The 20115-nt window shown below is 65.6% G+C and carries 23 protein-coding genes; 9 read left to right on the top strand and 14 right to left on the bottom strand.

What is annotated here, in order from left to right:
• Nucleotides 1–107: 107 nt before the first annotated feature.
• The 4 genes from AC56KL_RS02715 to AC56KL_RS02730 are packed head-to-tail and all read left to right on the top strand — an operon-like array spanning nucleotide 108 to nucleotide 2389.
• Nucleotides 108–677, top strand: coding sequence for an RNA polymerase sigma factor (locus AC56KL_RS02715; RefSeq protein WP_497178598.1), 570 nt, complete (start codon nucleotides 108–110; stop codon nucleotides 675–677).
• A complete protein-coding gene (locus AC56KL_RS02720; protein ID WP_497178599.1) occupies nucleotides 674–1078 on the top strand; it encodes a DUF3619 family protein in 405 nt (134 codons plus the stop codon). Before AC56KL_RS02715 ends, AC56KL_RS02720 begins: the two co-directional genes overlap by 4 nt.
• Nucleotides 1075–1872 carry a DUF3106 domain-containing protein gene (locus tag AC56KL_RS02725; protein WP_497178600.1) on the top strand — a complete coding sequence of 266 codons (798 nt, stop codon included), beginning with the start codon at nucleotides 1075–1077 and terminating at the stop codon, nucleotides 1870–1872. The genes AC56KL_RS02720 and AC56KL_RS02725 overlap by 4 nt, the downstream gene beginning before the upstream one ends.
• Nucleotides 1850–2389 (top strand): RDD family protein, encoded by a 540-nt coding sequence (locus AC56KL_RS02730; RefSeq protein WP_497178601.1) that lies wholly within the window; start codon nucleotides 1850–1852, stop codon nucleotides 2387–2389. Before AC56KL_RS02725 ends, AC56KL_RS02730 begins: the two co-directional genes overlap by 23 nt.
• Nucleotides 2390–2572: 183 nt before the next feature.
• On the opposite strand, the gene AC56KL_RS02735 is transcribed toward AC56KL_RS02730, so the two are convergent.
• Nucleotides 2573–3427 (bottom strand): alpha/beta hydrolase, encoded by an 855-nt coding sequence (locus AC56KL_RS02735; protein ID WP_497178602.1) that lies wholly within the window; start codon nucleotides 3425–3427, stop codon nucleotides 2573–2575.
• A 213-nt stretch (nucleotides 3428–3640) separates the two neighbouring features.
• Between AC56KL_RS02735 and AC56KL_RS02740 the strand changes: the two genes are divergently transcribed.
• Nucleotides 3641–4609 carry an SDR family oxidoreductase gene (locus tag AC56KL_RS02740; protein WP_497178603.1) on the top strand — a complete coding sequence of 323 codons (969 nt, stop codon included), beginning with the start codon at nucleotides 3641–3643 and terminating at the stop codon, nucleotides 4607–4609.
• On the opposite strand, the gene AC56KL_RS02745 is transcribed toward AC56KL_RS02740, so the two are convergent.
• The 11 genes from AC56KL_RS02745 to AC56KL_RS02795 form a co-directional block, all read right to left on the bottom strand.
• The gene (locus AC56KL_RS02745) at nucleotides 4606–5352 is read right to left on the bottom strand and encodes an rRNA pseudouridine synthase (RefSeq protein ID WP_497178604.1); all 747 of its coding nucleotides are present in this window, start codon (nucleotides 5350–5352) and stop codon (nucleotides 4606–4608) included. The two genes, AC56KL_RS02740 and AC56KL_RS02745, sit on opposite strands and share 4 nt — an antisense overlap.
• 8 nt (nucleotides 5353–5360) lie before the next feature.
• On the bottom strand, nucleotides 5361–6398 hold the full coding sequence (ltaE, locus tag AC56KL_RS02750; RefSeq protein WP_497178605.1) for a low-specificity L-threonine aldolase: 1038 nt from the start codon (nucleotides 6396–6398) through the stop codon (nucleotides 5361–5363).
• A gap of 7 nt (nucleotides 6399–6405) precedes the next feature.
• Complete coding sequence (locus AC56KL_RS02755; RefSeq protein ID WP_497178606.1) at nucleotides 6406–7293, bottom strand: class I SAM-dependent methyltransferase; 888 nt, start codon at nucleotides 7291–7293, stop codon at nucleotides 6406–6408.
• 19 nt (nucleotides 7294–7312) lie between these two features.
• Entirely contained in the window at nucleotides 7313–7654 is a 342-nt protein-coding gene (gene fdx, locus AC56KL_RS02760; protein ID WP_497178607.1) for an ISC system 2Fe-2S type ferredoxin, read from the bottom strand.
• A 121-nt stretch (nucleotides 7655–7775) separates the two neighbouring features.
• Nucleotides 7776–9665, bottom strand: coding sequence for a Fe-S protein assembly chaperone HscA (gene hscA, locus AC56KL_RS02765; protein ID WP_497178608.1), 1890 nt, complete (start codon nucleotides 9663–9665; stop codon nucleotides 7776–7778).
• Nucleotides 9666–9809: 144 nt separating this feature from the next.
• Nucleotides 9810–10325 carry a Fe-S protein assembly co-chaperone HscB gene (gene hscB, locus AC56KL_RS02770; RefSeq protein ID WP_497178609.1) on the bottom strand — a complete coding sequence of 172 codons (516 nt, stop codon included), beginning with the start codon at nucleotides 10323–10325 and terminating at the stop codon, nucleotides 9810–9812.
• 5 nt (nucleotides 10326–10330) lie between these two features.
• Nucleotides 10331–10654, bottom strand: coding sequence for an iron-sulfur cluster assembly protein IscA (gene iscA / locus AC56KL_RS02775; protein ID WP_497178610.1), 324 nt, complete (start codon nucleotides 10652–10654; stop codon nucleotides 10331–10333).
• A 33-nt stretch (nucleotides 10655–10687) separates the two neighbouring features.
• Nucleotides 10688–11077, bottom strand: a complete 390-nt coding sequence (gene iscU, locus AC56KL_RS02780; protein ID WP_497178611.1) for a Fe-S cluster assembly scaffold IscU — start codon at nucleotides 11075–11077, stop codon at nucleotides 10688–10690.
• A 48-nt stretch (nucleotides 11078–11125) separates the two neighbouring features.
• Entirely contained in the window at nucleotides 11126–12382 is a 1257-nt protein-coding gene (locus AC56KL_RS02785; RefSeq protein WP_497178612.1) for an IscS subfamily cysteine desulfurase, read from the bottom strand.
• Nucleotides 12379–12876: a Fe-S cluster assembly transcriptional regulator IscR gene (gene iscR / locus AC56KL_RS02790; RefSeq protein WP_497178613.1), complete on the bottom strand. Its 498-nt coding sequence runs from the start codon at nucleotides 12874–12876 to the stop codon at nucleotides 12379–12381. Before iscR ends, AC56KL_RS02785 begins: the two co-directional genes overlap by 4 nt.
• A gap of 199 nt (nucleotides 12877–13075) precedes the next feature.
• Entirely contained in the window at nucleotides 13076–13852 is a 777-nt protein-coding gene (locus AC56KL_RS02795) for a uracil-DNA glycosylase family protein (RefSeq protein WP_497178614.1), read from the bottom strand.
• A gap of 159 nt (nucleotides 13853–14011) precedes the next feature.
• Between AC56KL_RS02795 and AC56KL_RS02800 the strand changes: the two genes are divergently transcribed.
• Nucleotides 14012–14458, top strand: a complete 447-nt coding sequence (locus tag AC56KL_RS02800) for a CBS domain-containing protein (RefSeq protein ID WP_497178615.1) — start codon at nucleotides 14012–14014, stop codon at nucleotides 14456–14458.
• A gap of 205 nt (nucleotides 14459–14663) precedes the next feature.
• Here AC56KL_RS02800 and maiA read toward each other — a convergent pair whose 3' ends face one another.
• Together maiA and AC56KL_RS02810 are read right to left on the bottom strand one after the other, a co-directional pair.
• Nucleotides 14664–15308, bottom strand: coding sequence for a maleylacetoacetate isomerase (maiA, locus tag AC56KL_RS02805; protein ID WP_497178616.1), 645 nt, complete (start codon nucleotides 15306–15308; stop codon nucleotides 14664–14666).
• Nucleotides 15305–16345, bottom strand: a complete 1041-nt coding sequence (locus tag AC56KL_RS02810) for a fumarylacetoacetate hydrolase family protein (protein ID WP_497178617.1) — start codon at nucleotides 16343–16345, stop codon at nucleotides 15305–15307. The genes maiA and AC56KL_RS02810 overlap by 4 nt, the downstream gene beginning before the upstream one ends.
• A 112-nt stretch (nucleotides 16346–16457) precedes the next feature.
• Here AC56KL_RS02810 and AC56KL_RS02815 point away from each other — a divergent pair, with 112 nt between their 5' ends.
• The 3 genes from AC56KL_RS02815 (at nucleotide 16458) to AC56KL_RS02825 (ending at nucleotide 20081) form a co-directional block, all read left to right on the top strand.
• Entirely contained in the window at nucleotides 16458–17366 is a 909-nt protein-coding gene (locus tag AC56KL_RS02815) for a LysR family transcriptional regulator (protein WP_497178618.1), read from the top strand.
• A gap of 149 nt (nucleotides 17367–17515) precedes the next feature.
• Complete coding sequence (locus AC56KL_RS02820) at nucleotides 17516–19441, top strand: PAS domain-containing hybrid sensor histidine kinase/response regulator (protein WP_497178619.1); 1926 nt, start codon at nucleotides 17516–17518, stop codon at nucleotides 19439–19441.
• Nucleotides 19442–19502: 61 nt separating this feature from the next.
• A complete protein-coding gene (locus tag AC56KL_RS02825; protein WP_497178620.1) occupies nucleotides 19503–20081 on the top strand; it encodes a gamma-glutamylcyclotransferase in 579 nt (192 codons plus the stop codon).
• Nucleotides 20082–20115: the final 34 nt, after the last annotated feature.

Consider the following 20115-nt stretch of genomic DNA (forward strand, 5'->3'; position numbering starts at 1 on the left):
AAGCTTCGGGCCGGCGCTGCGCGATGTGGATGCGTGAGGGATGGATTTTTGCTAGGATTCGATAGTTTTCCTTACGGCATTCGCAACAGGCGCCCTTCCAACCACGCATGGCCACAGACAAAGAACTCAACGACTTCCTCGAGAATGTCGAACGGCGTGCGTTCAAGCAGGCGGTGTATGCGGTGCGCAAGGACGAATCGGCGCTCGACATCGTGCAGGACGCCATGATCAAGCTGGCCGAGAAATACGGCGACAAGCCGGCTGCCGAATTGCCGATGCTGTTCCAGCGCATCCTGCAGACCACCATCCTCGATTACTTCCGCCGGGAGAAGGTGCGCAATACCTGGGTCAGCCTCTTCGGGGGCTTCAGCCGCCCGGATGGGGACGATGAGGAATTTGATATACTCGCCTCGTACGAAGCGGAGGAAGGGTCAGCTGCTGCAGAGTCGAGCGCCGACCAATATGAGCGCGCACAAACCTTACGCCTGATAGAGCAAGAAGTAGAAAAGCTCCCGGCGCGTCAACGGGAAGCCTTCCTCATGCGTTACTGGCAGGATATGGACGTGGCCGAGACGGCCGAAGCGATGGGTTGTTCCGAGGGAAGCGTCAAGACGCACTGCTCCCGTGCAACCCACGCACTCGCCGAGGCGCTCAAGGCCAAGGGAATCAAGCTATGAACACGGACGACATCAACCTGGCGTACAAGCTGCGCCATGCCCTGAACGAGAACCTCGACACCCTGCCGGTTTCGACGACCGAGCGGCTGGCCGCGGCGCGCGCGCTCGCCTTGTCACGCAAGAAACCTGATGCTCCCCGTCAGGCGACGCGCGCGGCGAAGCGTCCGCTCTTCGCGCTCAAGGCCTTGTTCACCGGCCCGGCGCTGGCGCGCCTGGCCGTGGCGGCGCCGATGCTGGCGCTGGCCATCGGCATGGGCGGCGTCTACCAGCACGAGCAGCAGCAGCGCCTGGCCGCGATGGCCGAGATCGACGCCGCCGTGCTGGCCGACGAACTGCCGCTGACCGCGTACCTCGACCATGGCTTCAATGCCTACGTGGAGTCGCAACAGCGCCAGCAATGACGAAACCCGCGCCGAAGCCCCGCCTCGCCGTTGTTGCAACTGCGGCAGCGGTCTTGATTGCCGGGGCTGCGACCTGGGCGGTCTACAACCGGTCCGCATCCACAGCGCCGGATGGGTCCGGCGCAGGCGCACCCGCCACCGTTGCGGCGGGCGCCAAGCCGTCTGCCAAGACCCTCGACAAGCCGCTCTGGCGCGAATTGACGCGCTCCCAGCAGGCTGCCCTCAAGCCCCTGCAGACCGAGTGGAACGGCATGGACGGCATCCGCAAGCGCCGCTGGCTCGAGCTGTCGGCCCGCTTCGCCTCAATGAGTCCGGCCGAACAGGCACGCGTGCACGAGCGCATGCGCCAGTGGATGCGCCTGACGCCGGCCCAGCGCGACCTGGCGCGCGAAAACTATTCGAAGACACGCAAGCTGGCCCCGGGACAGAAGTCCGCGACCTGGGAGAGCTACAAGCAGCTTTCCGAGGAAGAAAAACGCAAGCTGGCGCGCTCGGGCGGCGCCCGGCCGCAAGGCACGCCGGCAATGCCGCATTCGCCGATCATCGCCGCGCCCACCAGTTGCCCGCCGGGCGCGATGCGCCGCGGCGCCTCCTGCATCATGCCGCCCCCGGCAGCCCCGGCAACGACGCCGGCCAGCCCCGGCGGCGCCACCGTGGCGCCCACGATCACCTCGACCCCGCCCGCTGCCGCACCCGCGCCGGCGCCGGCCGGCCCCGCACCCGCCGCCCCCTTACCTGCCGCTCCTACCGCACCGAATGCAAACGCCAGCAATGCCAGCAACGCCAGCAACTGAGGGTGGCAAGCCCCTTCCGCTTGCCACTCCCACCATCCTGCGCCGTGTCACCGTCATGCTGTACGAGGCGCTGCTGCTGTTTTCCGTCATGATGCTGGCGATCGGCTTCTACATGCTGGTGACCCTGAACAGCCAGCATCCTGTCGCCAAGGAAGGAATGAAGCTGTGGCTGTTCCTGGTGACGGGGGCCTATTTCATCTGGTGCTGGATGAATACCGGACATACGCTGGCGATGAAGACCTGGCGCATCAAGGTGGTCCAGCCCGGCCATCCCACGCTGCCGTTCAGGACCGCCGCGATCCGCTTTCTGCTGGCGTGGGGCTGGTTCGCCCCGGCCTTCTTCGCGTGCTGGGCCTTCGGCCTGCACGACAAGCGGCAGATCGCGACCGCCTTCCTGGTCGGGATCGTCGCCTGGGCGATGACGGCGCTGTTCGACCGCAACCGCCAGTTCCTGCACGACCGCCTGGCGGGCACGCGCCTGGTCGCGCTGCCCAAGGCTGCGCGCAAGAGCGCCTGACCAATGCCTCGCCGACCTTCCACGGTCGAAGGGGCCGGCCCGAGGATAGCGATCCCGGCTGGCGTCCACGCGGGATGGTCGGGCAACGCAGCGTGAATTCGGTGTGCGCTCCCGGCCTGCACTCCCATGCCCCAATACCACTGCATGATGGCGCCCGTCCGGGTGACATCAGCCCTGCGATACTCATCTGGCCATGTAAGCCCGCTTGACGAGGAACGCGTCGATTGCCTCGTATGCGCGCTGGCGAACCGCCTTGTCCGGATTGGGAAAACCCTTGTCCGACTGTCCTTTTGGGGTGAACATGTGTCCGACGTCTTCATAAATGTTGAGCTCTGACACGTTTCCAGCCGCTTTCATTCGTTCGTGGAACTTCTGGACCTCGCCGAGAGGAGTCACTGTGTCAACCCGGCCTGTTACGATGATCGTTGGAGGCAGCGAGGGCGACACATGTTCCGCCGGGGAAAAGTTTTCAATCCTGGTACCTGGAGGGAAGAGGGAGCGGAAATGGGGGTCGTCGACAACCGACACGGCAGGCGACACCAGCGCCAGCAAATTCGGGCGCTGATCGTCCTCCCTTGCGAAAACGGCCGCCGATGCCGCCAAATGCGCCCCCGCCGACCAGCCAAGTACCGCGACCCGCTTCGGGTCGAGCTTGAGCCTGGACGCATTCGTACGGGTCCACTTGAGCGCAGCCATTGCATCGTCGATCGCGTCCGCCGGCGTCGTCGCTTTCTGGTCGGACAGCCTGTACTGGGCGACAATCGTGACCAAACCTTTGCAGGCATAACGGTCCACGAGGCCGAAGGCCCACGAGGGCTCGCCCATGGTCCACCCGCCTCCATGGAAAATCACGATCGCGGGCCGGAGAGACTCGGTGGCCTGGACCGGAGCGAATACATGGATGTTGAGGGGACCGGTGGGCGCCTGACGAAAGGCAAATTCCGACTCGGTCAACTGGCACTGGCCGGCGGCATGCGCCTCCAATGGCGTGACGACGGATGCCGCTACCGCGAGAAGAATTCGGGCCACCGTACGCATTCCTGTCCTCATCAGATCCAGTCAAGGCCCTACTGTAACTTGCTTTACTGCCAACGTGGGCGAGTATTGCATGCTGATTGGGGTGGACGCGGGAAGCGACCGCTATGCTTTGCGGGCGATGTTTACTTTGCCGCGCGGCATTCGAACGCGGCAAGGACTGGAATAGCGGAATAATCGAAGACTTCGAATCCGACTCCATCAAAAAGGTGATCCATGAAGCTATCGAATATCCGCGTCGTCATCATGGGCGCATCGAGCGGCATCGGGGCAGCGACCGCCCTCGCCTTCGCACGCGAGGGCGCACAGCTGGTGCTGGGCGCGCGCGGCAAGGAGGGTCTCGAGGACATCGCGCGGCGCTGCCGCCAGGCCGGCGGCCAGGCCGAGGCGCTGGTGGTGGATGCGCTCGACGCCGATGCGGTGGCCGACTTCGCGCGCCGGGCGCGCGCGATCCTGGGCCGGATCGACCTGTGGTACAGCAACACCGGCGCCGGCGTGGTCGGCAAGTATGCCGAGGTGCCCATGCGCGACCACCAGCGCATCATCGAGACCAACCTCCTCACCCACATGAACGACGCCCACGCGGTGCTGCCGATCTTCCTCGAGCAGGACCACGGCATCTGGGTCAACATGATCTCGGCCGGCGGCTTCGTCGCTTCGCCCTATGCGGCGGCCTATGCGGCCAGCAAGTACGGCCTGCGCGGCTTCAGCGAGGCGCTGCGGGCGGAACTGGGCAAGCGGCCGCGCATCCATGTGTGCGACGTGTATCCGACCTTTGTCGACACGCCGGGGATGCGCCATGCGGCCAACTATACCGGCGGCAGGCTGTCGATTCCGCCGGGGGCCCTGAAGCCTGAAACCGTCGCGGCGGCGATCGTCGACCTGGCGCGGCGGCCGCGCGACTCCACCGCGGTGGGTGCGCCGGTGGCGATGCTCAGGGCGGCCAACATCGTTGCGCCGAACCTGATTGCCTCAGGCATGAACCGCTTCCTGGACCGGTGGGCGAAGGGGGCGGACCCGGCGCCGGATACGGTGGGGGCCTTGTATGCGCCGCAGCACGGGGCCAGCGGGATTCATGGCGGGCAGCGGCGGGCGGATAAGTCAGGGAATGCAGCGCTCGTCGTGGGCGCGACAGCGCTGGTGGCTGCACTTGGCGTGCAGCTGTTGCGGCGCAGGGGAAGTTAGAAGCGCTCGTAGTCGAGCAGGTAGCGCCACTGACCTGCCTGCAGACCCGCCATCGGCACCCGCCCGATGCGAATACGCCGCATCTCGACGATCTCCAGCCCTACCGCGCGGCACATGTGATCGATCAGCCCCGGCCGCACGTCCTTGAGCGCGAAGCGCAGCCGGTGCTCGCTCTGCCAGCTGACCTTCATCGGCGCGATCGGCTTGCCGCTGAAGCTCAGGCCGTGATTCAGCAGCGCCAGCCCGCCTTCCTTGATCGTCCCGGTGACGTCGACGATGTATTCCTGCTCGACGCGGGCGGCCTCCTCCACCAGCTTGCGCGCCACCCGGAAGTCCTGCGTATAGATCACCAGCCCGCTCGCATCGGTTTCCAGCGGCGAGGTCAGGGTCAGCTTGTGCAGGTGCCGCTTGAGGAAGCGCGGCTGGCCGTGTCCCTGGGCCTCATGCGCTTCCGGTGTCACGCAGGCCAGCGCCGGCTCGCCGCGGGCGCCGACGCCGGAATTGAAGCCGGCCGGCTTGTGCAGCAGGATCGTCACCGGCGGCGCTTCCTCGCTCGACGCGCCCGGCAGCAGGCGGACCTCCTGCGCAGGCAGCACCCGGCTGGCCGGGTCCTCGACGACCTGGCCGTCGACACTGACGCCGCCGCCGGCGATATAGCGCTCGGCCTCGGCGCGCGAGCAGCCGAGCTGCGCCGCGACGCGCTTGGCCAGGCGAACGCCCTCATCAAGCATCTTGTCGTTCATGGCGGCCGTCACTGGGCGCGCCAGTCGGCGAAGAAGGACTGGAACACCTCGACCGTGCGCGCGACCTCTTCCTTCGACACGTCCAGGTGCGTCACCAGGCGGGTGCGCGGGCCGATCGAGGCGCGGATCCGGGCGCGCGCCAGGTGCTGGCGCAGCGGTTCGCAGGCGGCAGCCGGCATGTCCAGCCAGAAGATGTTGGTCTGCGGCGTGCCGACCTTCAGCGCGTCGATGTCCGACAGGCCGCGCGCGAGTGCGGCGGCATTGTCGTGGTCCTCGGCCAGGCGCCCCACGTTGTGCTCGAGCGCATACTGCGCGGCCGCGGCCAGCACGCCGGCCTGGCGCATGCCGCCGCCCAGCATCTTGCGCCAGCGCTTGCCCTGCTCGATGAAGGCCTTCGGCCCCAGCAGCACGGACCCGACCGGCGCCCCCAGGCCCTTCGACAGGCAGACCGAGACGGTATCGAAGCCCTGCACCGCCTCAACCAGGCTGATGCCCCCCTTGACGGCGGCGTTGCAGATGCGGGCGCCGTCCAGGTGGGTAGCGAGGCCGCGGCTGTGCGCCAGGTCGGTGGCTGCCTTGACATAGTCCTGTGGCAGCACGCGGCCGCCGATGGTGTTTTCCAGCGCCAGCAGGCGGGTGCGCGCGAAGTGCATGTCGTCGGGCTTGATGTAGGCCTCGATGTCGGCCAAGGCGATCGAGCCGTCCGGCCCGTTGGCGATCGGCTGCGGCTGGATCGAGCCCAGCACCGCGGCGCCGCCGCCTTCGTACTTGTAGGTGTGCGCTTCCTGGCCGACCAGGTACTCGTCGCCCCGGCCGCAGTGGGTCATCAGGGCGATCAGGTTGGTCTGGGTGCCCGAGGGCGCGAACATGCCGGCCTCATAGCCGAACAGCTCGGCCGCATAGTCCTGCAGGCGGTTGACCGACGGGTCGTCGCCGTACACGTCGTCGCCGACCTCGGCCGCCGCCATCGCTGCGCGCATGGCGTCGGAGGGTTGGGTGACGGTGTCGCTGCGCAGGTCGATCCACTTCGGGTGCTTGTCGCTCATCTCGTTCTCAGTCTGCTTGGTTGGCTTCAACAGGGGTATGGAAACGCTGCTTCATTTCGTCGAGACCGAGTTCGGCCATGACTTCCCGCAGGCGCTCGGTCGGGCGGCGGCGCGGCAGGTTCTTGTAGGTTGCCACGATGAGCTCGTTCTTCATCGAGTGTTCCCAGCCCACCAGTTCGGTCACGGTCACCTGGTAGCCGTGCGCTTCCAGCTGCAGGCAGCGCAGCACGTTGGTGACCTGGCTGCCGAACTCGCGGGTGTGGATCGGGTGGCGCCAGATTTCCGTCAGCGCGCTGCGGCCCAGGTCCTTGCCCTTGTTCTTGCGCAGCACGGTCGCGACCTCGGCCTGGCAGCACGGCACCAGCACCATGTGCTTCGCCTGCTTCTTGAGGGCGAAGTCGATGGCGTCGTCGGTGGCGGTGTTGCAGGCGTGCAGCGCGGTGACGATGTCGATCGCTTCCGGCAGTTCTTTCGACGTCGTCGATTCCGCCACCGACAGCGGCAGGAAGGACATGCCCGTGAAGCCCAGGCGTGCGGCCAGCTCGGTCGACCTGGCGACCAGTTCTTCGCGCGTCTCGATGCCGTAGATGTGCGAACCGTCCTCCAAACCCTTGAAGAACAGGTCGTACAGGATGAAGCCGAGGTAGGACTTGCCGGCGCCGTGGTCGACCAGGGACACGTCCTGCTTCTGCTCGCGAATATCCTTCAGCAGCGGCTCGATGAAGTTGTACAGGTGGTAGACCTGTTTGAGCTTGCGGCGGCTGTCCTGGTTCAGCTTGCCGTCGCGCGTGAGAATGTGCAGTTCCTTCAGCAGCTCGATGGACTGGCCGGGGCGGACTTCCGGCGGCAATTCGATCACGGCCGGGGTCTTGGGTGGTTGGTGTGCGCGCTTCATCAAGGCTGCCCGGGTGGACTCAGTGGTTCTTTTCTGCTGCGTGGTTGATGGTGTACTTCGGAATTTCCACGACCAGGTCTTCGTCGGCGACGATCGCCTGGCAGGACAGGCGCGAGTTCGGCTCCAGGCCCCAGGCCTTGTCGAGCATGTCTTCTTCTTTTTCTTCCTGCTCGTTCAGCGACTCGAAGCCTTCGCGCACGATCACGTGGCAGGTGGTGCAGGCGCAGACACGGTCGCAGGCGTGTTCGATCTCGATGTCGTTTTCCAGCAGGACGTCGCAGATCGACTTGCCGGCGGGGGACTCGAGCACGGCGCCTTCAGGGCACAGGACCGGGTGGGGGAGGATGACGATTTGTGGCACTTATTTACCTCGTTGTTTGTTTTCGTAGGGTGCACGGCTCTGCCGTGCGCGCGTTCGACTCCCGGTTGATCCGTGGCGACGCATCCCCATGTTGAACGCGCGGTCGGCAGAGCCGACCACCCTACACCTCGTCCAGCGACTTGCCCGCCAGGACCTTGCGCACGCTCTTGTCCATCCGGCGCGCCGCGAATTCTTCGGTGCCCTTGGCCAGGGCCTGTACCGCCGCATGCAAGCCATCCTGGCGCTGCGCGGCTTCCAGCGACGCATCGTTCGAACGCCGGACCGCCTCGCGCAGGCCCTGCACCAGCAGCGCCACCTGTTCCTGCTCGGCGCCGCTCAGGAGTTCCGCGTCCGCATCGAGCGCCGACCCTGTCGCGAGCAGGATGCGCTCGGCCTCGACCTGCTCTTCGCGCAGCGCGCGCATCTGCATGTCGCCCTGGGCCGAGCTGTAGGAATCCTGCAGCATGCGCGCCACGTCGTCGTCGCCCAGGCCGTAGGACGGCTTCACCGTGATCGATGCTTCCACGCCGGAGCGGGTCTCGCGCGCTGACACCGACAGCAGGCCGTCCGCGTCCACCTGGTAGGTGACGCGGACGCGCGCCGCGCCGGCCGCCATCGGCGGGATGCCGCGCAGCTCGAAGCGCGCCAGCGAACGGCAGTCGGAGACCAGCTCGCGCTCGCCCTGCACCACGTGCACGGCCAGGGCCGTCTGCCCATCCTTGAAGGTGGTGAATTCCTGCGCGCGTGCGCACGGGATGGTCGAGTTGCGCGGGATGATCTTCTCGACCAGGCCGCCCATGGTCTCGATGCCGAGCGACAGCGGCGTGACGTCCAGCAGCAGCCAGTCGTCGCCCTCGGCGCGGTTCCCGGCCAGCAGGTTGGCCTGGATGGCGGCGCCCAGCGCCACCACCTTGTCCGGGTCGATGTTCGCGTGCGGGATGGTGTGGAAGTAGTCGCCCACGGCGCGCCTCACGTGCGGCATGCGGGTGGCGCCGCCGACCATCACGACGCCGTCGATGTCCTCGACCGACACGTCGGCGTCGCGCATCGCCTTGCGGATCGCGTTCATGGTCTTGCCGACCAGGTGCCTGGTGATCTCGGCGAAGGTATGCGCCGCGACGGTCACCTGCACGATCTCGCCCGACTTCAGGATCGCCTCCACCAGCGTCTCTTCGTTGGTCGACAGCAGCTCCTTGGCCTGGCGGGACTTGACCATCAGGGTGGCGGTGTCCTGGTCGGACAGCGGCGCCAGCCTGGCCTGCTCGACGATCCAGCAGAACAGGCGGTGGTCGAAGTCGTCGCCGCCCAGGGCCGAATCGCCGCCGGTGGCCAGCACTTCGAACACGCCCTTGGAGAGCTTGAGGATCGAGATGTCGAAGGTGCCGCCGCCGAGGTCGTACACGGCGTAGATGCCCTCCTTGCCGTGGTCGAGGCCATAGGCGATCGCCGCGGCGGTCGGTTCCGACAGCAGGCGCAGCACGTTGATGCCGGCCAGCTGGGCCGCGTCCTTGGTGGCCTGGCGCTGGGCGTCGTCGAAATAGGCCGGCACGGTGATGACGGCGCCGACCAGGTCGTCGCCGAGCGAATCCTCGGCGCGCTGGCGCAGCGTGGCCAGGATCTGGGCCGAGGTCTCGACCGGGCTCTTCACGCCGGCCACGGTGTTGATCTGCACCATGCCGGGACTGTCGACGAAATCGTAGGGCAGGTTCTCGGCGTGGGCGATGTCCTTCAGCCCGCGGCCCATGAAGCGCTTGACCGAGACGATGGTGTTCTTCGGATCCTGGGTCTGGCAGGCCTGCGCCTTGTAGCCGATGCTGGCGTGGCCGTTGGGCAGGTAACGCACGACCGATGGCAGCAGCGGGCGGCCGTCCTCGTCGCTCAGCACTTCCGGGCTGCCACTGCGGACGGTGGCAACCAGCGAGTTGGTGGTGCCCAGGTCGATGCCGACCGCCAGGCGATGCTGGTGCGGGGCGGTGGACATGCCGGGTTCGGCGATTTGGAGTAGTGCCATGGTCGTGTTACCTGTGTTGTTCTTTTATACGGCGATGACCGCCGTTGTAGGGTGGTCGGGTCCTCCCGACCGCGCGTTCAACAGAAGGATGCGTCGTCGAAATGCATGATGTAGTTGGACGCGCGGTCGGCGGAGCCGACTACCCTACAGTTCGATCGCTTCGAACGCGTACTGTACCTCTTCCCCGAACTTATCGAGGAACATCATGGCGCGCACGCCCTGCGCCGCGCCCTGGTAGTCGCCCGCATCGAGCTGCCTGCCGACCTGCTCCAGCATCCCCTTGCGCTCGCGGCGCACCTGCGCATCGAGCCCGTCCAGCGCCGCCGCATCCTTCGCGGAACGCGCATCGTCGAGCGCTTCGCGCCATTCCATCTGCTGCATCAGGAAGGCTGCCGGCATGGCCGTATTCGACTCGGTCTGCAGGTCGACGCCGTTGATCTCGCACAGGTACTGGGCCCGCTTCTGCGGATTGCGCAAGGTCTGGTAAGCCTCGTTCGCGCGCGTCGCCCACTGCATCGCGACGCGCTTCTCGGCATCGGTGGCGTTCACGAAACGGTCCGGGTGCACGCGGCCCTGGATTTCGCGGTAGGCCGCGTCCAGCGCATCGCCGTCAAGCGCGAAGGTCGCGGGCAGCTGGAACAGCTCGAAGTGGTTCTGCATCCCGGTTAAATGCGGAAGCTCTCGCCGCAGCCGCAGTTGTCCTTGACGTTCGGGTTGTTGAAGCGGAAGCCCTCGTTCAGGCCTTCGCGCGCGAAGTCCAGTTCGGTGCCGTCGATGTAGGGCAGGCTCTTCGGGTCGACGAAGACCTTGACGCCGTGCGATTCGAAGACATTGTCGTCCGCGGTCGCATCGTCGACGTACTCGAGCTTGTAGGCCAGGCCGGAGCAGCCGGTGGTGCGCACACCGAAGCGCAAGCCGATGCCCTTGCCCCGGCGTTCGAGGTAACGGTTGACGTGCTTCGCGGCTTTTTCAGTCAGGGTGATTGCCATAACGCTTGCTCCAGTTCTGTCTTGCTTGCTCGGTTACGCCTTCGCGGCGTGCTTGGCTTTATAGTCGGCCACGGCGGCCTTGATCGCGTCTTCCGCCAGGATCGAGCAGTGGATCTTCACCGGCGGCAGCGCCAGCTCTTCCGCGATCTGGGTGTTCTTGATCGACAGCGCTTCGTCCAGCGACTTGCCCTTGACCCACTCGGTCACGAGCGAGCTCGAGGCGATGGCCGAGCCGCAGCCGTAGGTCTTGAACTTCGCGTCCTCGATCAGGCCCTGCTCGTTGACCTTGATCTGCAGCTTCATCACGTCGCCGCAGGCCGGTGCGCCGACCATGCCGGTGCCGATCGCGTCGTCGCCCTTGTCGAAGGCGCCGACGTTACGCGGGTTTTCGTAGTGGTCCAGTACTTTGTCTGAATAAGCCATTTTGATACTCCTTGAGATACGTAAAGCGCTAGTCGCGCTCAATGCATATTAGTGGGCTGCCCATTGGATCGAGTTCAGATCGATCCCTTCCTTGAACATGTCCCACAGCGGCGACAGTTCGCGCAGTTTTCCAACCTTCGACTTCAGCAGTTCGATGGCGAAGTCGATGTCCTGCTCGGTCGTGAAGCGGCCGATGGTGAAGCGGATCGAACTGTGCGCCAGTTCGTCGCTGCGGCCCAGGGCGCGCAGCACGTAGGACGGCTCCAGCGAGGCCGAGGTGCAGGCCGAACCGGACGACACGGCGAGGCCCTTGATCGCCATGATCAGCGACTCGCCCTCGACATAGTTGAACGAGACGTTCAGGTTGTGCGGCACGCGGTTTTCCATGTCGCCGTTGACGTAGACCTCTTCGATCTCCAGCAGGCCCTTGGCGAGGCGGTCGCGCAGCGCCTTCACCTTGGCCAGTTCGGCGTCCATTTCTTCCCTGGCGATGCGGAAGGCTTCGCCCATGCCCACGATCTGGTGGGTGGGCAGCGTGCCCGAACGCAGGCCGCGCTCGTGGCCGCCGCCGTGCATCTGCGCTTCCAGGCGCACGCGCGGCTTGCGGCGCACGTACAGCGCGCCCACGCCCTTCGGACCGTAGGTCTTGTGCGCGGTGAAGGTCATCAGGTCGCACTTGGTTTTCGTCAGGTCGATGGCGACCTTGCCGGTCGCCTGCGCGGCGTCGCAGTGGAAGATGATGCCCTTCGAGCGGCACAGTTCACCGATCGCGTCGATCGGCTGGATGACGCCGATCTCATTATTCACCAGCATCACCGAGACCAGGATGGTGTCCGGACGGATCGCCGCTTCCAGCTGGGCCACGGTGATCAGGCCGTTGTCCTGCGGCTCGAGATAGGTCGCCTCGAAGCCCTGGCGTTCCAGTTCGCGCACGGTGTCCAGCACCGCCTTGTGCTCGGTCTTGACCGTGATGATGTGCTTGCCCTTCGTTTTATAGAAGTGGGCGGCGCCCTTCAGGGCCAGGTTGTTCGATTCGGTCGCGCCGGAGGTCCAGATGATTTCGCGCGGATCGGCGCCGACCAGGCTTGCTACATGGCCGCGCGCTTCCTCGACCGCCGCTTCCGCGCTCCAGCCGTACATGTGGCTGCGCGAGGCCGGATTGCCGAACTGCTCGCGCAGGTAGGGAATCATCTTGTCGGCCACGCGCGGATCGATCGGGGTGGTTGCCGAGTAATCCATGTAGATCGGGAAATGCGGCGCAGTCACGAAGCTCTGCTCGATTTGTTTGTCCAAAGGCGCGTTCATGGGTTCACTCCGGTTTCAATGTTTTGTACGGCAGTGGCGGCAGTGCGGTGCACCACCACGACGTTCTGTTCTTTCTGCTTCTGCTGGTCGACCAGGTCCTGCAGCGAGACCGAATCGAGGTAGTCGACCATCTTGGCGTTCAGCGTGGTCCACAGTTCGTGGGTCATGCAACGGGTGCCGGAAGCAGCGTCGGCGCCGTGACAATTTTCCTTGCCGCCACACTGGGTGGCGTCGAGCGGTTCGTCGACCGCGATGATGATGTCGGCCACCGTCACCTTGTCGGCCGGACGCGCCAGGCTGTAGCCGCCGCCGGGGCCGCGGATCGACTCGACGATCTCGTGGCGGCGCAGCTTGCCGAACAGTTGCTCCAGATACGACAGCGAGATGGCCTGGCGCTGGCTGATGCCCGACAACGTGACCGGGCCATTGCCCTGGCGCAGGGCAAGGTCGATCATCGCGGTAACAGCAAAACGGCCTTTGGTGGTCAGACGCATCGCAACCCCAGTGTTAGTGTAAAATATTGCTTCTATTCAAATACTCGGTGCAGCGCAACAATCGTTTGTCGAGCGAGCCGGCCAAATGACCTGAGTACTTGATCGAATTAGTCAAGTATAGCAAATCCTGACTGGCTTGTCTTGAAGGCCCCTAAAACCGGTGGGTGGTCAAGTCCCTTGCCCACACCCTCAAGCAGCCCTAGCGCAGCCGCAGCAATTCCATCGGTCCGAACAGTTCTTGCATTCCCTTGTGCTGGATGAAAGACAGGTTGTACGGGTGCTCTGCATGGATCTGCGGCAGGCGCCCCGCTTCCGGCAGTTTCCTGAGCTGTTCGGCGATCTTTCCCCACAGCACCAGCGTCGGCGGCTGCGGCTGGCTTGCCAGGGCGGCCAGCACCGCCTGCAAAAAGGGCTGCCAGCCACGCGCATCGATGGCGGGCGCCACGTGCTTGCGAAATACCAGCGCCGCGTTCAACAACAGGAAGCCCTGGTTAGTCAGGTTGTCCTGCAGCTGGGCCAGGGTCCGGATCGTGCCCGAGCCGTCGCTGCGTGCCTGTCGCGCCACCGGCGCCAGGGCACTGCCGCCGGTATCGCCTGCGTCCAGCCGGCCATTTGCCACCAGCAGCATCTTCATGAAATTGCGCAGCGAGGTGGCGCGGTTGACCGGTTTCGACAGCCCCGCTTCCGACCACAGTTCACCCACGGCGCCATCCATGAAACAGACCCCGGTCGCGCTCTCGGCGCGCGGATACGGCCCCTCCCCCACCAGCACCTGCTTCACCCTGCCGAGCGGCTGGGCGAACGCGGCAAAAATCCGTCCCCCGGTCGGCAGGTAGTCGTCGGCGGCCAGCGCCGGCAAGTAACCGGGGTCGGCGGCGGCGACGGCCTGCAGGCCGGCCTCGAGGATGGGGCGCCAGGAGCGGTCGGCACGGTCGAGGGCGGCAAGTATGGATGCAGGAATAGGGTGGCTGGACATGGCAGGCTGGCGAGGGCGAAGGAGGCGGGATTGTAGCCCAGGAGCTACTCCATTCCCACAGTCAATCTAGCGGCCGCTTTCGGCATTTCAAGGCATGATTTCCACGCTGCCCGACCCGTCGGGATCGGGCCACCCTACCAACCGATGCAGGAGGAAACCATGCAAACCATACGTGACGTGATGACCCCGGATGTGCAAACGATCTCCCCGCAGGAAACGATCCAGCGCGCAGCCCAGATGATGGACGACCTCAACGTGGGCGCGATTCCCGTGTGCGACGGCGACAGGCTGGTCGGCATGATCACCGACCGCGACATCGCCGTGCGCTCGGTGGCGGCCGGACAGACGCCCGACCAGACCTTCGTGGGTGACGTGATGAGCACCGACGTGCGCACCTGCTACAGCAACCAGGACATCGACGAGGTGCTCAATACCATGGGCGACGTGCAGATCCGCCGCGTGCCGGTGATCGACGAAGGGTCGAAGCAGCTGGTGGGGATCGTGTCGCTGGGGGATATCGCGACCAAGACCAGCGGTGCGGCCGAAGAGGCGCTGGATGAGATTTCGACGCCGTCGGAGCCGGATCGGGCGGAGACGCGGCACTGATGAGTTGTTCGTAGGGTGGGCGGCTCCACCCTGCAGCCTGAGTGGCCTGGTGCGCAATGCCGCCCACGCGTTCAGATCACGGTGATGCTGCCTGTGCGGCGATTCAAGCGCTGCCTGGACGCGTGGGCGGCGCCAGCAGCCCGTCACATCGTCTGCCGGGTGGAGCCGCCCACCCTACGGAGTCATCGGCACAAGCGCAACCCTGTCACTCCGCATCCGGCTGTTGCGAAGGATGCGCCGCCTTGAACGCCGGCAGATCCACACACAAATCATTGATGCGCGCGATGGTCGGATACGCCGCCACGTCGATATCGAAGCGCTTCGCATTGAACACCTGCGGTACCAGGAAGCAGTCCGCGATGGTCGGCGTATCGCCGTGGCAGAAGGTCCCGGCGCCAGCGTTGCGCGCCAGGTGCGCTTCCAGCGAGCGCAGGCCTTCGATCACCCAGTGGCGGTACCAGTCCGTCTTCGCTTCTTCGCTTTGCCCCAGCTGTTTCACCAGGTACTTCAGCACGCGCAGGTTGTTGACCGGGTGGATGTCGCAGGCGATGATCTGCGCCAGCTCGCGCACGCGGGCGCGGCCGACCGCGTCCTTCGGCAGCAGCGGGACCAATGGGTGCACCTCTTCCAGGTACTCGATGATCGCCATCGACTGCGTCAGGGTGAGGTCCTCGTCCTGGAAAGCCGGCACCAGCCCGCTCGGGTTGACGGCCAGGTACTCGTCCATCAGGTGGTGCCCGCCGTCGGCAAGCAGGTGCACCGGCACCGCGTCGTAGTCGAGCCCCTTCAGGTTGAGCGCGATGCGCACCCGGTACGCGGCCGAGCTGCGGAAATAGGTATGGAGCTTCATGCCGCCCCCTTGTGCAGGTCCTTGCGATGATAGCGCGTGACTTCCTGGTCGATCGCGCCGAAGATGCTGGCGCCATCCTTGTCCACCATCTCGATGCGCACGGTGTCGCCATACGCCAGGTAGGGCGTCACCGGCTTGCCCTGTTCGATCGTCTCGTACATGCGCACCTCGGCCAGGCAGCAGTAGCCGACGCCGCCGTTCCCGATGCTGGAGCCGTGCAGGCTGCCCTGCTTGTTCGACACCGTGCCCGAGCCGATGATGCTGCCTGCGCCCAGCTCGCGGGTCCTGGCAGCGTGCGCCACCAGCTGGGCGAAACTGAAGGTCATGTCCTCGCCCGCGTTCGGGCGGCCGAAGGGGCTGTCGTTGAGCGTCACCAGCAGCGGCAGCCTGAGCTTGGAATCGACCCAGGCATCGCCCAGCTCGTCGGGCGTGACGGCCACCGGGGAGAAGGCGCTGGCCGGTTTCGACTGGTAGAAGCCGAAGCCCTTGGCCAGCTCGTTCGGGATCAGGTTGCGCAGCGAGACGTCGTTCACCAGCATCACCAGGCGGATCGCGCCGGCCGCTTCCTCGACGGACGCGCCCATCGGCACGTCGCCGGTCACCACCGCCACCTCGGCTTCCAGGTCCACGCCCCAGTCTTCCGACAGCACGGCGATCGGGTCGCAGGGGCCGACGAAGGAATCCGAACCGCCCTGGTACATCAGCGGATCGCTGTAGAAGGATTCCGGCACCTCGGCGCCGCGCGCCTTGCGCACCAGCTCGACGTGGTTGATGTAGGCCGACCCGTCGCACCACTGGTAGGCGCGCGGCAGCGGAGAATGGCATTCTTCCTCGATGAAGGATTCGGCCTTGTCGGCGGTGCCGGCGTTCAGGCGCTCGTACACCTTCTGCAACTGCGGCGCCACCTCATCCCAGTTGTCGAGGGCGCACTGCAGCGTGCGCGCGATTTTCGGCACGGCCTGGCAGGTCACCAGGTCGCGGCTGACGACGACCAGCGTGCCGTCGCGGCCGCCGGACTTCAGGGAGGCGAGTTTCATGCTGTTTCCTTTGCAAGAGATTATCCAGTGCCGTCATTAGAGAGCAATTCGTACTATCATTCAAACAGTATTTTTCGCTCGATTTATTAGATAAGCTTATGAATCCCGCATCATGAACCCTACTTTGCGCCAGATGCGCGCCTTCGTGGCCCTCGCCAGGACAGGTAACTTTACGCTTGCCGCGCAGGCGATGCACGTCACGCAGTCGGCGCTGTCGGGCCTGATCAAGGAGCTCGAGCAGACCCTGGGCGCCAAGGTGGTCGACCGCAGCACGCGCCGCGCCCTGCTCACCGACATCGGCAAGGAACTGTATCCGTTGTTCAGCCAGATGATCGACGACCTCGACGGCGCCCTGGCCAACGTCGCCGACCACACGCGCCTGAAGAAGGGCATGGTGCGCATCGCCGCGCCCCAGCTGCTGTCCTGCACCCTGATGCCGGAGGCGATCGCGGCCTACCGCAGGGAATATCCGGATATCGAGGTGCGCCTGGGCGACACCGCGGTGGAGAGCGTGATTGCACGTGTGCTGTCGGGCGAGGCCGACGCCGGCATCGGCCCCGAGCGCGAACCGGCCCCGCCGCTCGACGCCAGCCTGCTGTTCGAGATGCCCTTCGCCGTGGTGTTCCCGAAAGGGCACGCGCTCGAACAGTTGCCGCGCGTCACCTGGCAGGACGTCGCACGCCATCCGCTGATTTCGCTGCAGGGGCAGTTCACCGAGCGCCTGCTGGCAGACGTTCATTCCTCACCTGTGCATTCCCCTCTGCGTGAAGTGCCGGTCAAGCCGGCCAACGAAGTCACCTTCATGACCACTGCGCTGGCGATGGCCGCCGCCGGGCTCGGCGTGACGGTCTGCCTGCCCTACGCGGCGCCGCTGGCCACCTTGTACGGCCTGGTGCTGCGCCAGCTGGAAGAGCCGGTGCTGAGCCGCCGCTTCTTCATCTATACCCGCCCGGGACGGTCGCTGTCGCCTGCCGCCGAAAGCTTCCTTGGCTTCCTCAGCGACTTTGTCGCGCGCAAATAGGTGAGACCGCGTGTATCGCTGTCCCGGCGGGCGAATGCGGGGCTATCCCGGATTCAATCGTCCGTCGAGGGCGCTGCAAGCGACGTATAGTCGAGGCACAGCGCCGGCACAGCTGCCGGTATCCACATCAGAATCTTGCCGAGGGTCCGATGTCCGATTCGTTCGTCGCGCGCAGCTTTGCCCGCATGGTCGAGAAAGTCTCCGACTACGCGATTTTCCTGCTCGACCCCGCTGGGGTGATCCGCACCTGGAACCCGGCGGCAGAGGCCATGAAAGGCTATCTCGCGAGTGAGGCGATTGGCCAGCACCTGAGCATCCTGTACACCGAAGAAGACCGGCGCCGGAACCATCCTGAACATAACATGGAGGATGCTGCGAATAACGATACCTTCCAGGAGTCCGCATGGCGGCAGCGCAAGGACGGCTCGCTGTTCTGGGCCCTGGTCGAGATCATCGCGATCCGGAACGGCAGCGGCGAGCTCGAGGGCTACTGCAAGCTCACGCGCGACCTGACCAACCTGAAGGAGTTGCAGGACAGGCTGGCCGCCGAGAAGGCGCGCGCCGAGTTGACGCTCCGCGCCATCGCGGACGGGGTCATCTCGGTCGACAGCACCGGGCTGGTCGAGACCATGAACGACCAGGCGCGCATGCTGACTGGCTGGCCCGAAGAAGCGGCGAAAGGGCTCGACATCGGGCAGGTGTTCGCCATCGCCTCGCCGGACGCTGCCGAAGTCGACGACGCGGCCCTCATGGCTGACGACGCCGGCGGCATGTCCCCGCGCAGGACATCGGTTCTCCATGCACGCGACGGTAGCCGGCATGTGATCGACATGCGGCGATCGACAATCCCCTGCGAGGATGGAGGACAGTGCGGCACGGTGATCGTGTTCCACGACGTGAGCGAACGGCAGCGCATGGAATCGGCATTGCGCGATGCAGACCGGCGCAAGGATGAGTTCCTGGCGATGCTGGCGCATGAGCTGCGCAACCCCCTTGCGCCGGTGAGCGCCGCCGCCGAACTGCTGGCCCTGGGCAGGCTCGATGCCGTCGCTGCGAACCGGGCGAGCCAGGTCATCATACGCCAGGTCAAGCACATGAGCGCACTGGTCGACGACCTGCTCGATGTGTCCCGCGTGTCACGCGGCGAGATCACCTTGCGCATGGCCTCGCTCGACATGAAGATCGTGATCGGCAATGCAATCGAGCAGGTGCGCCCGCTGATCGAGAGTCGTGGACACACACTGGCCGTGACGCTCGCCCCGGCCACCGCCTACGTCTCGGGCGACGAAAAGCGGCTGATACAGGTCATGGCCAACCTTCTCAACAACGCCGCGAAATACACCCAGCCCGGCGGGAACATCCATATCGAGTTGTCCATCGCGGACGACCAGGTGTGCATCGTCGTCAACGACAATGGCATCGGTATCGCACCAGGCGCGCAGCAGGCCGTGTTCGAACTGTTCGAGCAGGTGCAGCGCACCTCCGACCGGGCCGAGGGAGGCCTGGGGATCGGCCTGGCGCTGGTGCGCAGCCTCGTTAGCATGCACGGAGGTACGGTCAGCTGCCACAGCGAAGGCCTTGGCCACGGCAGCCGTTTCGTTGTCTGCATACCGCGGCTTGCGCCAGACGCGGCAGTACCGGACCGGCGCCTCGCCGACCGTCTTTCCGACCTGCCCAGCACCCGGAACAGGCTGTCGGTGCTCGTGGTGGACGACAATGTCGACGCGGCCGACATGCTGCAGTTCTTCCTGTCGACGATGGGACATGAAGTAGTCCTTGCGCATACTGCCCGTGCTGCTCTGGAAGCGATCGGCAGCTTGACGCCGGATGTGTGCATCCTGGATATCGGCTTACCCGACGGCAGCGGACACAAGCTTGCGATGAAGATCCGGGCGCGCCTGTCCGCGCAGCCCGTCCTGATCGCCCTGACAGGCTTCGGCATGTCGGAAGACCGGGACAAGGCCACGGACGCAGGATTCGACCACTACCTGGTCAAGCCTGCGGATCTGGATGCATTGGTCGAATTGCTGGAAGCGGTACCGCCGCGCGGCAGTGCCCGGCCGCCGAAGCGCTAGCATCCCGTCCGCCGGCTGCGCGCTACAATATGGCGCCTGCCAAAAAACACGAGCATGAACGATGTCCCTCAATACCATCGAGACCAACCGTCTCATGGACCGTTTCGACCGCCACGACAGCGTCTGGCTGTTCGGCTACGGTTCCCTGATCTTCAAGGCCGATTTCCCTTTCATCGAACGCCGTCCCGCCTCCATCCGCGGCTGGAGCCGCCGCTTCTGGCAGGGCTCGCATGACCACCGCGGCACCGAGAGCGCACCGGGGCGCGTCGTGACCCTGGTCGAGGATGCCGGCGCCACCTGTCATGGCATGGCCTACCTGGTCACGCCGGAGGAGTTCGCCCACCTCGACCACCGCGAGAAGAACGGCTACCTGCGCCTGGCCACCGACATGACCTTCGACGACGGCAGCGTCCATGAAGGCATCGTGTATATCGCCACCACCGGCAATGCGGCCTACCTCGGCCCGGCCGGCGAGCGCGACATCGCACGCCAGATCGCCACGGCGCGCGGTCCGAGCGGGCCGAACAGCGAGTACCTGCTGGAGCTGGCGCGCGCCCTGCGCGCACTGGGCAGGCACGACGAGCACGTCGAAGCGATCGCGCGCCACCTGGCCGACTTCACGCAGCCCGGCCTCCTCTGAGCGCGAACGGCGCCGGCCCTGGCCCTGGCCCTGG

This window comes from Telluria sp. ZB4P34 (assembly GCF_059686055.1).